The organism is Candidatus Amarolinea aalborgensis (assembly GCF_900491745.1).
Taxonomy (GTDB): Bacteria; Chloroflexota; Anaerolineae; order SSC4; family Amarolineaceae; genus Amarolinea; species Amarolinea aalborgensis.
In genome coordinates this window covers 20693-33821 of record NZ_UETR01000007.1, presented here as the reverse complement: position 1 = coordinate 33821, position 13129 = coordinate 20693, and the positions used below count along the sequence as shown (strand labels likewise).

General features: G+C 60.9%; 10 protein-coding genes. 4 read left to right on the top strand and 6 right to left on the bottom strand.

The window, feature by feature from the left end; all coding sequences use genetic code 11:
* Positions 1-50: 50 nt before the first annotated feature.
* From ACPQ6D_RS11230 to ACPQ6D_RS11215, 4 genes are all read right to left on the bottom strand, one after another.
* Positions 51-2378, bottom strand: coding sequence for a PEP/pyruvate-binding domain-containing protein (locus ACPQ6D_RS11230; protein WP_423224419.1), 2328 nt, complete (start codon positions 2376-2378; stop codon positions 51-53).
* Between the two features lie 129 nt (positions 2379-2507).
* Entirely contained in the window at positions 2508-3761 is a 1254-nt protein-coding gene (locus ACPQ6D_RS11225) for a Glu/Leu/Phe/Val family dehydrogenase (RefSeq protein WP_423224418.1), read from the bottom strand.
* A gap of 488 nt (positions 3762-4249) precedes the next feature.
* A complete protein-coding gene (locus ACPQ6D_RS11220) occupies positions 4250-5020 on the bottom strand; it encodes a hypothetical protein (RefSeq protein ID WP_423224417.1) in 771 nt (256 codons plus the stop codon).
* Between the two features lie 24 nt (positions 5021-5044).
* Positions 5045-5959, bottom strand: a complete 915-nt coding sequence (locus ACPQ6D_RS11215) for a polyphosphate kinase 2 family protein (protein WP_423224416.1) — start codon at positions 5957-5959, stop codon at positions 5045-5047.
* 204 nt (positions 5960-6163) lie between these two features.
* Here ACPQ6D_RS11215 and ACPQ6D_RS11210 point away from each other — a divergent pair, with 204 nt between their 5' ends.
* Together ACPQ6D_RS11210 and ACPQ6D_RS11205 are read left to right on the top strand one after the other, a co-directional pair.
* Complete coding sequence (locus ACPQ6D_RS11210; RefSeq protein ID WP_423224415.1) at positions 6164-8263, top strand: thioredoxin domain-containing protein; 2100 nt, start codon at positions 6164-6166, stop codon at positions 8261-8263.
* Between the two features lie 94 nt (positions 8264-8357).
* Complete coding sequence (locus ACPQ6D_RS11205) at positions 8358-8969, top strand: hypothetical protein (RefSeq protein ID WP_423224414.1); 612 nt, start codon at positions 8358-8360, stop codon at positions 8967-8969.
* A gap of 102 nt (positions 8970-9071) precedes the next feature.
* Here ACPQ6D_RS11205 and ACPQ6D_RS11200 read toward each other — a convergent pair whose 3' ends face one another.
* Complete coding sequence (locus ACPQ6D_RS11200; protein ID WP_423224413.1) at positions 9072-9821, bottom strand: glycerophosphodiester phosphodiesterase; 750 nt, start codon at positions 9819-9821, stop codon at positions 9072-9074.
* Between the two features lie 231 nt (positions 9822-10052).
* Between ACPQ6D_RS11200 and aspS the strand changes: the two genes are divergently transcribed.
* The gene (aspS, locus tag ACPQ6D_RS11195) at positions 10053-11858 is read left to right on the top strand and encodes an aspartate--tRNA ligase (protein WP_423224412.1); all 1806 of its coding nucleotides are present in this window, start codon (positions 10053-10055) and stop codon (positions 11856-11858) included.
* Positions 11859-12221: 363 nt separating this feature from the next.
* On the opposite strand, the gene ACPQ6D_RS11190 is transcribed toward aspS, so the two are convergent.
* Positions 12222-12620, bottom strand: a complete 399-nt coding sequence (locus ACPQ6D_RS11190; protein ID WP_423224411.1) for a CBS domain-containing protein — start codon at positions 12618-12620, stop codon at positions 12222-12224.
* Between the two features lie 28 nt (positions 12621-12648).
* Between ACPQ6D_RS11190 and ACPQ6D_RS11185 the strand changes: the two genes are divergently transcribed.
* Entirely contained in the window at positions 12649-13095 is a 447-nt protein-coding gene (locus ACPQ6D_RS11185; protein WP_423224410.1) for a GNAT family N-acetyltransferase, read from the top strand.
* The last annotated feature ends 34 nt before the right edge of the window (positions 13096-13129 follow it).

The following is a 13129-nucleotide window of genomic DNA, read 5'->3' as shown; positions in this document are numbered from 1 at the left end:
GGCCGTCAAAGCGACGCCTCACGGGTCGAGACCGGTCAACACCGCAAGCGTCAAGTCAACGCCGCGGCGCTGGTGAAGTAGGCGAGGCCGGTCTTGCCGTCCATCCGCAGTTCCATCACCTGCCCCTGCCGCACGGAGGGAATGTGAATGACCTTGACACAGTCGGCCAGCCCAGCATCACGCGGCAGCAGGGTCGCCAATTGGTTGCCCGCCTCATCCAAGAAAGCCTGATTCAGCTTGTCCTGACCATCGTCAGGGTAAAGCGCCAGGGGATAGATGCGCGATTCGACCAGGTCTTGGAAGAAATGAGTGCCGTAAGACGGCTCTGGCGTGATGCCCTTGTGCGCCACGGCCAACTCGACGAGCGCCCTGGCGTTGAAGATGTCGGCGTAGGTCACAGGCACCCCCAGATCGAGATTGGCGGAACCCCAGCGACCCGGACCAATAAGCATGAAGACGTGTTTCTCCAGCGCCTTGTTCAAGCGGCCGACGCAGCGCGCCACTTCGCGCTTCTGTGTGGGCGTCGGTAGATTGCCGTAAGCCAATGGATCCACATAGACGAGGTAATCAATCTCGGAGACGCGTCCGTTGGGCACCATGCGCTGGGCCAGGAAAAAGCGATCAGCCTCCACCAGGTCCAATGGCGCTGAGCTGGCCGCCTCGCCGTTCGTCGTGCTCTGGGGGCGGCACTGCAACAGGTGAAAGGTAATCTCGGCCTGTTTTGCTCCTGACTCCAGGCTCAAGGCAAATTCCATATCTACCGGCAGGCCATACTGCTGCTGCAGGGTAGCCAAGACCTCTTTCAAGAAAGGCACGAAGTTCGTGCGCTGCAGAAGATTGTCGAACGTCGGCAGCAGCTGTTCAGCAGCCAGTTCAGGGCCAAGCGAGAAGATCGGAAGCAGCGTGTCGCCTTTGTCGGCCGAAGCCAGCCAGCGCAAGGGCGGATAGCGCCAGTCGAGCACCTGCTGCACGGGCAGCGTCGTCAGTTCGTTCTTCTGGAAGTCAATGACATCCATCAGGCGCTGCGAGTAGCGGCGGATGGCGCTGGGCGAGACTTCGGGGCGCAGCAGCGGATGGCTGAGCGTCACCAGGCGAGGGTAGTCCTCGCCCACGCGTTCCACGGCGCGTGTGCCCAGGCCAGTCACCATGCGCACAAAGCCCTCTTCGCGGCGCAGGCGTGAATTCCAAACGATGGGCGCAAAACTGAACGCCACGCCGGCGACGGCGGGAAAGAAATAATCATGGTACGCCTGACCCTGCACTTCTTGCAGCAAGATCGCCATGCGCTCATCGTAATCGAGCAGCCCCATGCGCCGACGATACAGCAGGGCATCTGGGTTGTGTACACTGGCATAGACGCGACGAATGGCCAGGGTGAGTGCAGCCAGGTTTTCCTCTGGGGTGGCCTGGTTGGGGCAAAAGAAACTCTGATACTTGCCCGCAAACGACATGCCGAAGTTGTCTTCCAGCAGGCTGGACGAACGGACGATCAATGGGCGCTTGCCCACCTCGCGCAGAATCTGGCGCAGGCGCGATGTGACCCCCGGCGGCAGCTCAGCCTGCGCGTACGCCTCTTCGATCGCCGGATAATCAGCTATGATCTCCTCGGCTGGCTTGTACTTCTGATTCAGGTATTCGATGTCGTTGAGCGACAGGAAGTCATAGAACACGTCTGCGCCGATGAAGTAGGAGCGCGGGATCTGAATCTGGTAGGCCAGGTGCGGTGCGGCCGACTGCAGCACTTTCCAGGCCAACAGCATACCTGCCGCTTTGCCGCCGATCTTGCCGGCGCCGATGCGACGGGCTTGAATATAGCGAAAATCGGTTGCGGTGAACCAGGCCTTTGCCAGCCTCACGAAGTGCAACTGGTCGCTGATCATTGTTTTGGTCAGAACGACGATGATTTCTTCCAGATGATGGCGGACCTTTTCTAGTCTCTCCGCAGGTAGTTCCTCATACTCCTGGGCCTTGCGCAAGATGAAATCGAGCGGCGCCAACTCCGGATTGAACATCAGGCGCGTGCCGCCTTCACCGCCAGGCAGACGCTGCGCAATCGCCTCGTCTATCAGCCGCTGCAAAAGGTCCAGCGGCAAGTTATAGGCGAAGTAGAAGTCGGTTAAATACTCACGAATCTGCTGTAACCGCCGTTCCCACTGCTCCGCATCCTCTTCGTCCAACGGATTCATCATGCCTTCGCGGCGCTGCGACTTGATGGCCTTATCGCGAGCCTCGTTCTCGAACCGTTCAGACGTGGTGACGCCCCGTCGGTAGATTTCCTCGCGCATCCGTTTGCGGATCTGCTGCGCAAGAATCGGATATTGCGACAACTGGAGATGAATTTCCAGAATTGGCGGTGTGTCTGACGGCAGTTCAGTCATCGTTCGTGCCCCCAAAGAAAGGAGTGTGCTGACACTTGGTGTATCGGCACACCCCTCTGCATCAACGGTCAGCTTGACGCCGACCACGCGCGCGCCAAAAAGTCAGCGCCTGGCCTCTGCGCGGCCCAATTACGCCCATCCACGCAGGCGCACGGCCTCAGCCACGCGGTTGACGGCAACCAGGTACGCAGCCAGCCGGTTGTGGACGTTGCGCTCTGTCGCCATCTTATGCACAGCATGGAACGCCGTCGTCATCTTGCGATCGAGTCGCTCATGCACGAGCTCCTCATCCCAATAGTAGTCGTAAGCGTTCTGCACCATTTCAAAATAGGAGACGGTCACACCGCCTGCGTTGCACAAGAAGTCCGGAATGACGTAAACGCCGCGGTCGTGAAGGATATGATCCGCTTCTGGCGTTGTCGGCCCATTGGCCAGTTCGACGGTAATCTTGGCGCGGATCTTGTCGGCATTCGCCTCTGTGATGACGTTCTCCAGGGCCGACGGCATCAGCACGGTGACATCCAACTCAAGCAGTTCCTCGTTGGTAATCGTGTCGGCGCCAGGGAAGCCAACGACCGAGCCGGTCTCACGCTTGAAGGCCATCACCTGCTTGTAGTCAAGGCCCTTGCTGCTGTAGATGCCGCCGCGCGAATCAGAGACGGCCACAGTCTTGAGGCCTAACAGCTCCTCGCCCAGGCTTTGGCCGAAGGAGCCGGCATTGCCATAACCCTGCACAGCAGCCGTGGCGCCCTTGAGGTCAATGCCCAGCACTTTACCGGCTTCGCGCAGGGTGTAAATGCCGCCGCGTGCGGTTGCGTCGCCGCGGCCTGCAGAGCCACCCAGGGCAAGCGGCTTGCCGGTGATGACGCCGAACTCATTGTAGCCCTGCATGAAGGAGAACTCATCCATCATCCACGCCATCATCTGCGGCGTCGTGTAGACATCCGGCGCGGGCACGTCCTTTTCCAGGCCAATAATGCGGCCGACCTGGCGAACATACGCGCGACACAGACGTTCAAGTTCACCGGCAGACATCTCCTTCGGATTGCAGATGATGCCGCCCTTGCCGCCGCCCAGGGGAATGTCTACGACGGCCGTCTTCCAGGTCATCCACGCGGCCAGGGCACGCACGGTGTCAATGGTTTCATCAGGATGGAATCGCAGACCACCCTTTGTGGGGCCACGCGCGTCGTTGTACTGCACGCGGAAGCCGTGAAAAACTTTGGTGGTGCCGTCATCCATCTTGACTGGCAGGGAAACGTGGAGTTCGCGGATGGGCCAGCGCAGTAGTTCATGCACCGCCGGGTCGAGTTTCAAAATCGCGGCGGCCTCGTCGAGTTGGCGCTGTGCAATCTCGAAGGGGTTAGGCTTGTTAGTTTCCATACATTGCTCCTCATACATCATTGTACAAAGATCGGCCTGTCATGCCTCGATGGCGCTTGGCAAGCCGTGCGCACAGCCGTGCGCGGACATGACGTCAAAATCAAACAAGAACGGCGGTGGTGTGAGTTTCTTGGAGTTCGCGTCAACGAGAAGTGAAAGCCGTCGGGCGTACCAGGCGTGAGAGGAAAGAAACGAGATCGCTGCCAGCGCAAAGGCAACGTAACCGGGAAGCCGCCGTAGGTGCGTGTAGGCCTCCCCACATGACGGAAAGCGGCACCGCTTGCGATCAAGCGGTGCCTGATGAGGATATCTGGCACATGACAATACGCAACGTTCACGGGCCTTGGCTCCATTGACAGGCCATCCGGATGGCTCGACGCGCCACCGCATGAAAACTGCTTGCGGGCAGATTGTAGCATGGCGCCTTATCTATGCCAATGATTTAGGTCATGTGCCCCAATAACCGGCCTCTGGCGCCCAGCCCGGGCCTACTTCTTTTTCGAGCTTTTCTTCTCGCCCTTGATCTTCAGAATGTCGGGCACGTAGTCTAGCTCACGGGAAAGGCTCTCCACCACCGTGCGCAAGACCCTGACCCGCGCCCACCATTTGTTGTTGCCTTCGACGATCGTCCAGGGCGCGGAGAGCGTACTGGTCTTGAGCAGCATTTCGTCCACGGCCTCTTCGTAGCGATCCCACTTTTCGCGGTTGCGCCAATCCTCGTCCGTCAGCTTCCACACCTTGTAGGGCGTGTCTGCGCGCTCCGTGAAGCGTTTGAGTTGTTCTTCTTTGCTGATGTGAACCCAGAACTTGAAAACAACGGTCCCAAAATCCACCAGCTGCCGTTCGAACTGGTTGATCTCGCGGTAGGCCCGTTTCCACTCGACCTCGCGGCAGAAGCCCTCGATGCGTTCTACCATGACGCGGCCGTACCAACTGCGATCAAACAGGGCGATCTGTCCGCGTTCGGGCAGACGCCGCCAGAACCGCCACAGATAATGATGGGTTTTGTCTTCACCCTGGGGCGCGGCAATGGAGTAGACTGCGTAGCCGCGCGGATCAAGCTTCTCTGTAATGCGCTTGATGGCGCCGCCCTTGCCGGCCGCATCCCAACCTTCGAAGACCATGACGACGGGGCGTTTTTGTACATAGACCTGGTAGCCCAGTTGGCTCAGAGCAACCTGATAGCGGACCACCTGTTCGATGTACTCTTCCTCAGTTAGACTGAGCGTCAAATCTACTTGTGATAATATCGAAGACATGGCTGCACCTCTATGCGAACCCACTCAATCTAAGTCGTCGTCGTCATCGTGGGACAAGGCGTCGGTTTCCGACTCCTCAGCCGCGTGGCCCGCCATGCGTGCAATGCCTGGCGTGTTCACATCGGCCGTGGCCGCCTCTTCAGCCGCGGTTTTGCCTGCCAGCGGCGACTCGGCGGCATCTGTGCCAGCGTCAGGCAGAGGCGAAATGACCGACTCCGGATCAATGCCACGCAGCTTCAAGCCTTTTGCCAGCGCGTCCGCCACCGCCGTGAAGACTCGCCACCAGGTGTAGTGCTGATCGGTGGCCTCCACAATGGTCCAAGGCGCCCATTCGGTCTCCGTGGTCTCCAGCATCTCCTCCACCGCCAGCAGGTATTTGTCATACTTGCGATAGTGTTCCCAGTCTTCCGGCTGCACATGCCAGCTTTGCAGTGGGTCTTTTTCCAGGGCTTTGAAACGACGGCGCTGCTCTTTCTTGCTGATATGCATCCAGAGCTTCGCAATGATATGACCGTCATCGGCCAGCGTGCGTTCGAAATCAACAATATCGCGGTACGCTTTGCGCCATTCGGTCTCTGGCGTCAGCTTTTCGACACGTTCCACCAGTACGCGGCCATACCAACTGCGATCAAAGATGGCAATCTGACCACGGTTCGGCAGCTTGTTCCAAAAACGCCACAGCCAGGGATGATTTTGTTCATAGGTGCGCGGCGCGCGTATCGGCCATACCTTGAAACCACGGGGGTCGAGTCGCTGCGTCAGCAAATTGATGCTGGTGCCCTTGCCTGAGGCGTCCCACCCTTCAAAAACGACGACGGTTGGAATGCCGGTATCGTACGCAGCCTGCGCCAACTCGTACAGACGATGCTGGAGTGGGCGGCGCATCTCCTTCCACTCTTTACGCTTCAGTTCTTTGCCTAGATTGATCTTTTCCAGCACGAGTGCCTCCTCATGACAGGTGCCCAGCGGCACGCGATCAAACACACGAACGCGAAAGAATCGGTTCTATAGTACCTAGTTTACCAGAAAAACAGACAAAACCTGAAATCAAGGATGCGCCTTCTGCCGGTCGCCGCTGTCGTTGCTGCGACCGCGTGCGTGTGGTACAATGACGCCAAATCACATGGATGGAGTAGATCAAGCATGGCTCTCGAGCAAACAGCCGGCCCCACCGGCACGGAAACCACCTTTACCAATCGCCTGATTGACGAAACCAGTCCCTATCTGCACCAGCATGCGCATAATCCAGTTGACTGGTATCCGTGGGGCGAGGAAGCGCTGGCTCGGGCGCGAGATGAAAACAAACCGATCCTCTTGAGCATCGGCTACAGCGCCTGCCATTGGTGCCACGTGATGGCGCATGAATCATTCGAGGACCCCGACACGGCCGCAATCATGAACCGCGCCTTCATCAACATCAAAGTTGACCGCGAAGAACGTCCTGACCTGGATGCCATCTACATGGACGCCGTGCAAGCGATGACTGGCAGCGGCGGCTGGCCGATGACTATGTTCCTCACGCCAGACGGCGTGCCTTTCTACGCTGGCACCTATTTCCCGCCGACCCCGCGCTACGGCATGCCTGGTTTTCGTCAACTCCTGCAAAGCCTGGCCAGCGCGTATCAGCAGCGACCAGGCGACATTCAGCGCAGCGCCGACCAGATTCGCCAAATGCTGCGCCAGTCCGAACTGCTGCAGCCGGCCAGCGAAGCGCTGTCGCCGCAGGTGCTTGATCGCGCCTACCAGGAGTTGGCGGCCCGGTTTGACACACGCTATGCTGGCTTCGGCCAGGCGCCCAAATTCCCGCCCTCCATGGCCTTGGAATTCCTGCTGCGTTACCATGCGCGCACCGGCCAGCCCCACGCACTGGAGATGGTCGAACAAACCCTCAGCCAGATGGCGCGCGGCGGCATCTACGATCAAATTGGCGGCGGCTTTCATCGCTATGCCACCGACGAGCGCTGGCTGGTGCCCCACTTCGAAAAGATGCTGTACGATAATGCCCAATTGGCGCGCGTCTATGCGCTGGCTTTTCAGGTCACCGGCAAGCCGCTGTACCGTCAGATCACAGAAGAAACCCTGGCCTACGTGCTGCGCGAAATGACTGGCGCGGAGGGCGGCTTCTATTCGGCGCAGGATGCAGACAGCGAAGGCGAAGAGGGCAAATTCTTCCTGTGGACAGAGGCCGAGGTGCGCGAACTGCTAGGGCCGGATGATGCCGCGCTCTTCGGTCGCTACTACGACGTGACCGCGCGCGGCAATTTCGAGATGAAGAACATTCTGCATGTCGAACTGCCGCTGGAGATCGTTGCCAGCCAGGCTCGCGTCGAACCCGCGCGCCTGGCCGCGATCATCGCGCGCGGCCGCGCCGCCCTGTTCGCGGCGCGACAGAAGCGCGTGGCGCCGGGCCTGGACGACAAAATGCTCACGTCATGGAATGGCTTGATGCTGACCGCGTTCGCCGATGCCGCGCGTATTTTAGGACGCGAGGACTATCGGCAGGTCGCTGTCGCTGCGGCCAATTTTTTGCTGAGCCGCCTGCGCGACCCGCACAGCGGTCGGCTGCTGCGCACCTACAAGGATGGCCGCGCCAAGCTCAATGCGTACCTGGAAGATTACGCGATGCTGGCCGAAGGTTTGTTGGCGCTCTACCAGGCTACGTTCGAGCTGCGTTGGCTGCAGGAGGCGCAGGCGCTGGCCGACCTGATGTTGGCGCATTTTTGGGATGCGGACAAGGGCGGTTTCTTCAGCACCAGCGATGACCACGAGGCTCTGATTGCCCGCCCGAAAGAGGTGGTGGACAATGCCATGCCTTCGGCCAATGCCAGCGCCGCCAGCGTGCTGCTGACCCTGGGAAAGCTGTTGGGCAACGAAATGTATGAACGCCACGCAGTCGCCATTCTCCAACTGCTGCGCGATGGGATGATGCGCGCGCCAGGCGCCTTCAGCCGTCTGCTCTGTGTGCTGGATTTCCACCTGGCGCCGCCGCGTGAAATCGCCATCATCGGCGCAGTCACTGCTCCCGACAGCCAGGCGCTGCTGCACGAAGTGTGGCAATACTATCGGCCCAATACGCTGGTTGCAGTGGCGCCTGTCGAGGACAAGACATCCCGCGCGCTCATCCCTCTGTTAGCCGGACGTGACCAGATCAAGGGAGAGGCGACCGCGTATGTGTGCGAAAACTACACCTGCAAACTGCCAGTGACGACGGTGAACGCGCTGCGCCAGCAGATGCGGGGGTGAGCATAGGTCATTCACCGCTCCATGCGGCGAGCTTACCCATGCCCTGACCAAAGGGGTGGCCGCGGAGAGCAACAACGAGAGAGGAGCGTCGGCATTGAAACGACAATCACTGCGCGGCAAACTCAGCGCCGGAACCGAACCGCACGCAACGACTGCGGCCGCTGGCGCCCCTGACATCGCGGCAGCCCTCATTCGGCCAGCGGCTGAACACGATATCATTGAGATGATCACGCTGCTGGCCGCGGCCGGCCGCCCCATGCCAACCCCAAGCCAGATTACAGCCGTTGCCGCAGTTTTTCGGGAGCTGATGGGACATGAAACGGCGCTGGCCTTGGTGGCAGAAAAGAACGGCCAGGTGGTGGGCGTGCTGCTCGGCGCTTTACGCCCGCGCGCTAACTGGTTGACGCCCGAGCTGTGGATTTCCGATACGGCGCAGGCCAACAACGACGACGCAGCGGTTGGCCGCAGCTTATTGATCGAAGCGCTGGCCGTGGCGCAGCGCTGGGGGTGTTTCCGGGCCGTCTTCGAGGCTGCAAACGGGGTAGGACTGACGCCCGACCTGCTCAGCGAATTGGGCTTTGTCGAAAGCGGCCCGGCTTATAGCCTACCCCTGGCGCCGATGCCTACGGTGGGCACCCGCGGTGTGTTGAGCGCCGATGATGCACACGAGGGTGTGCCCATCACTTACCGCGAAACGAGCGTATAAAGAATTCATCTGACTGACGAAACGTCCTCGACAAGTCGAGACTTCGGCGTGATCGCAGGGTGCAGTGCGAGAGAAGCGCCAAACTCGCTCGGCATTTGTCGGTCAGCGAACGGCTTGCACCTGCCGCAACCGGTCAGGCGCATCGGTAATGATGCTGCTGACGCCCAGGTCGAGCAGGCGCTGCATCTCCGTCTCCTCGTTGACCGTCCACACATTGACATCATAGCCCGCGCGCTGCGCCCAAGCCATGTAGCGCGCATCCACCATGCTATGTTCAGGATGCAAGGCGTGCGGCTTGATCCAGGGAAGCAGCCAGGCCCGGCGCAGATAGAGCGGCAGATCAGGGGAGTAGAGAAGGCCGATTTCGATGCGTGGGTCGAGACGGCGCAGGCGCCGCAGAGCGAGCGGGTTGAACGACGAAACGATCACCTGGTCGTATAGGTTGCGGCCTTTGATGAAGGCGGCGATCGCCGTCTCCAGGCCGTCGCCGCGCAGGTTGGTCGTCTTCATCTCAATGTTGACCAGCAGCCGCGAGCCTACCAGGTCGAAAACCTCGGCCAAGGTCGGTATCTTCTCACCCGCGAAGGCGGGATCAAACCAACCGCCAAAATCGAACTCACGCAACGCAGACAGGCTGAGATCCTGGATACGACCGCTGCCGTTGCTGGTCTCATCCACCTCTGGATTGTGGCACACTACCAATACGCCGTCTTGGCTGAGCAGCGTATCGAGTTCGATGCCGTCCGCGCCCAGCTGCAGCGCTTTGGCAAATGCAGCCAGCGTGTTTTCGGGCGCGGCCTGGCGCGCGCCCCGGTGCGCAAAATTCAGCGTGCGTGCAAAGTCGTGTCTCATGACTCTCCTTCGATAAGGGGGCAGCCTCCGGTTCAGCCTTTGGGGGAAGCGTGCGACGCCAGCTGCCGTGTGTCATTCAGAAGATACCGCAAGCGCCGCATTTCGCCAAAATCAGACCATGCCCTGCGTCCAGCCCCGCCGTCTTCACCGCGCCGTGCGAACTTGGGACATCGCGTCACATGCGTATAATGTGACCTCATAGATCACATTTTTCTGAAGAGGACAGACATCATGCTCAAATCGCATCGTTGCGGCGATCTTCGTTTGACAGACGCCGGCCAGACGGTCACCCTGGCCGGGTGGCTTCATCGCCGCCGAGATCATGGCGGCCTTATCTTCCTGGACCTTCGCGACCGCAGCGGCCTGGTGCAAGTGACGATCAATGCGGACCGCGCGCCGGCCGCGCACGCCGTTGCCAGTCAGACGCGCGTCGAGTTTGTGCTGCAGATCAAAGGGGTTGTGACGCCGCGGCCTCAGGATCTGCGCAATCCCAGCATGGCGACCGGCGACATCGAAGTGACGGCGGATGAGGTGGTCATCCTGAACACGGCCAAGACCCCGCCCTTCTACATCAACGAAGAGAGCGCGGTAGATGAAGTGGTGCGGCTCAAGTATCGCTATCTGGACCTGCGCCGCGCCACGTTGCAGCGCAACATCATCCTCTACGATCGCATCGTGCGCACGATCCGCAATTTCCTGCACGAGCGCCAGTTCATGGAAATTGAAACGCCGATTCTGATCAAATCCACCCCGGAGGGCGCGCGCGATTACGTGGTGCCCAGCCGCGTGCATCCTGGCGAGTTCTACGCGCTGCCGCAGTCGCCGCAGCAGTTGAAGCAACTGCTCATGGTGGCTGGTTTCGAGCGCTACTTTCAAATTGCCCGCTGCTTCCGCGACGAAGACCTGCGCGCGGACCGGCAGCCGGAGTTTACGCAGCTCGACCTGGAAATGTCGTTTGTGGATCGCGATGATGTGATGGGGCTGATCGAAGCGATGCTGATTCATCTGGTTGAGAGCGTGGCCCTGCCCGGCGAAGCCAGCGTCACCGGCAAACGCATTCAGCAGGTCCCTTTCCCGCGGCTGACCTACGCGGAAGCCCTGGCGCGCTTTGGCAATGACCGCCCCGACCTCCGTTTTGGCCTGGAGTTATGCGACTTGAGCGACCTGTTTGCGGACAGCGCGTTTGGCGTCTTCGCCAACGCCGTGGCCAAGGGCGATCAAATCAAGGCGATTTGCGCGCCCCACTGCGCCGGGTATTCCCGCAAGCAAGTGGATGAGCTAACCGAGATGGTCAAGCGCTACGGTGCGCAGGGGCTGGCCTGGCTGGCGCTCCCCGCGGACGTGACGCCCGATCGGGACCATGTGCGCTCATCGTTTGCCAAATTCCTTTCGCCCCATGAATTCCAGGGCCTGCTTGCACGCACCGGCGCCCAACCGGGCGACTTGGTGCTCGTCGTCGCGGCGGCCCCCGCGGTCACGGCCCAGGCGCTCAGCAATTTGCGCCTGGAGCTGGGACGTCGCCTGGGGCTGATGGACGACAGCGTCTTTGCCTTCTGCTGGGTGACGGACTTTCCCTTGCTGGAGTTCAGCGCCGAAGAGCAGCGCTGGACCGCCGTGCACCATCCGTTCACCTCAGCCCTGGACGAAGATTGGGAGCGCCTTGAGTCCGATCCGGGCAGCGTACGCGCCAAGGCCTATGATGTGATCTTGAATGGCTGGGAAGTGGGCGGCGGCAGCATCCGTATTCACCGCCGCGACCTGCAGAACCGCCTGTTCACGCAGCTCGGCATTGACGAGGAGACGCAGCAGCTTCAATTCAGTCAGCTTCTGGACGCCTTTGAGTTTGGCGCGCCGCCGCACGGCGGGATCGCCCTGGGCATGGCGCGGCTCGTGGCGCTCTTCGCTGGCGCGGGCAACATTCGCGAGGTGATCGCGTTCCCCAAGACGGCCACCGCCAGCGATTTGCTCTTTGGCGCGCCCTCGCCGATCGCAGCCGGGCAATTGCGCGAACTGCACTTGCGCACGGTAGACGAGTAGACGCAACGGAGCAGGGGATAAACTGCAGGTGGGGTGCAGAGGAGCGGAGATTGGCGACGGGAATTCATCGCCTTCTGTGTTCCTCTGCGCCGGTCATGGCAACGACTCAGGCGGCGCGCCAGCGAGCGATTGAAATCGCGCCTGTTGGGCGCACCACCGGGCGTCCAACCTGCGGATATGCGAGGCTGGTCGGCGACGGCCGACGGCTCGACTGAGCGATTCGGCTGAGATCATCGAAGCCTCGCCGAAGTCCTGGGGGCGGAACGCCCTTGCGGCCCGAATTCATTCGGCGGCTGCAGTCGGCGCAGAGTGCCTGCGCCGTTACTAACAATGGCAGAATACGGCAACGCTCAGATGCTTGAACTAGGCGATGCTCAGCTCGTAATCCACGATCTGATCGGGGCGCCAGGTGCGGCGGGCCACGGCCTTGACGATGTCCGCCCGACTGACCAGGCCCACGAGCGCGTCGCCGCGCATGACGGGCACGCGCTTGATGTGATGGCCGGCCAGGATCATCGCCACCTCTTCCAACGGCGCCTCTTCGCGCACCGTGATGGGGTGCGGCGTCATGATGTCGCCCACGCGCGCGCCGGCCTTGCTAATCACATCGGCGTCAGTGGCAACGCCAACCAGGCGATCGCTGCTGTCCATCACCGGCACCCCACTGATGCGCTGGCTGGTCAGCAACTCGGCCAATTCGTCTACCGTTGCATCGGGGCCGATCGTAATGACCTGTCTGGTCATGATATCGCGTGCTTGCATGGTACACTCCTTTCACAAGGAACTTTCGATGCCTGAAACCGACCGACTTGAAGAACGCCTGCTGAGCGCAGCGGACTACGATCGCCTGCTGGCTCTCTGGGAACTGGCCAAGCTCTCTGTTCGACCTGCCGGCCGTGACAGCCGTGAAGCGTTTGCCCGCCAACTGGCAAGCCAGATGCAGCGGGTCATCGGGCTGTGGGACGGCCCCGCGTTGGTCGGCGTGGTGATTGCGACCCACGACAGCCGGCGAGGCATCATAAACCGCCTGGCGGTCGCGCCAGCGTATCGCCGCCGCGGCGTGGCTCAACGCCTCATCGCCGCCTGCGAAGCCTGGTTCGCCAGCCTGGGCATCGAAATCTGGAGCGCATTGATCGAGCGCTGGAACGACGCCTCGCTGGCCCTTTTCGCGGCCGCCGGCTATCATCATCATCTGGACATCGTGTACGTCAGTAAGCGTGTACGCAGCGACGCGTAGAGAGACTTCCGCGCGCATCACGGGACCGCGCCTC

Excerpts from the sequence above, each read along its gene's own strand:
- ACPQ6D_RS11200 (WP_423224413.1), bottom strand. The coding sequence starts at position 9,821 with ATGAGACACGACTTTGCACGCACGCTGAATTTTGCGCACCGGGGCGCG.
- ACPQ6D_RS11210 (WP_423224415.1), top strand. The coding sequence starts at position 6,164 with ATGGCTCTCGAGCAAACAGCCGGCCCCACCGGCACGGAAACCACCTTT.
- ACPQ6D_RS11220 (WP_423224417.1), bottom strand. The coding sequence starts at position 5,020 with ATGTCTTCGATATTATCACAAGTAGATTTGACGCTCAGTCTAACTGAG.
- ACPQ6D_RS11230 (WP_423224419.1), bottom strand. The coding sequence starts at position 2,378 with ATGACTGAACTGCCGTCAGACACACCGCCAATTCTGGAAATTCATCTC.
- ACPQ6D_RS11225 (WP_423224418.1), bottom strand. The coding sequence starts at position 3,761 with ATGGAAACTAACAAGCCTAACCCCTTCGAGATTGCACAGCGCCAACTC.
- ACPQ6D_RS11190 (WP_423224411.1), bottom strand. The coding sequence starts at position 12,620 with ATGCAAGCACGCGATATCATGACCAGACAGGTCATTACGATCGGCCCC.
- ACPQ6D_RS11185 (WP_423224410.1), top strand. The coding sequence starts at position 12,649 with ATGCCTGAAACCGACCGACTTGAAGAACGCCTGCTGAGCGCAGCGGAC.
- aspS (WP_423224412.1), top strand. The coding sequence starts at position 10,053 with ATGCTCAAATCGCATCGTTGCGGCGATCTTCGTTTGACAGACGCCGGC.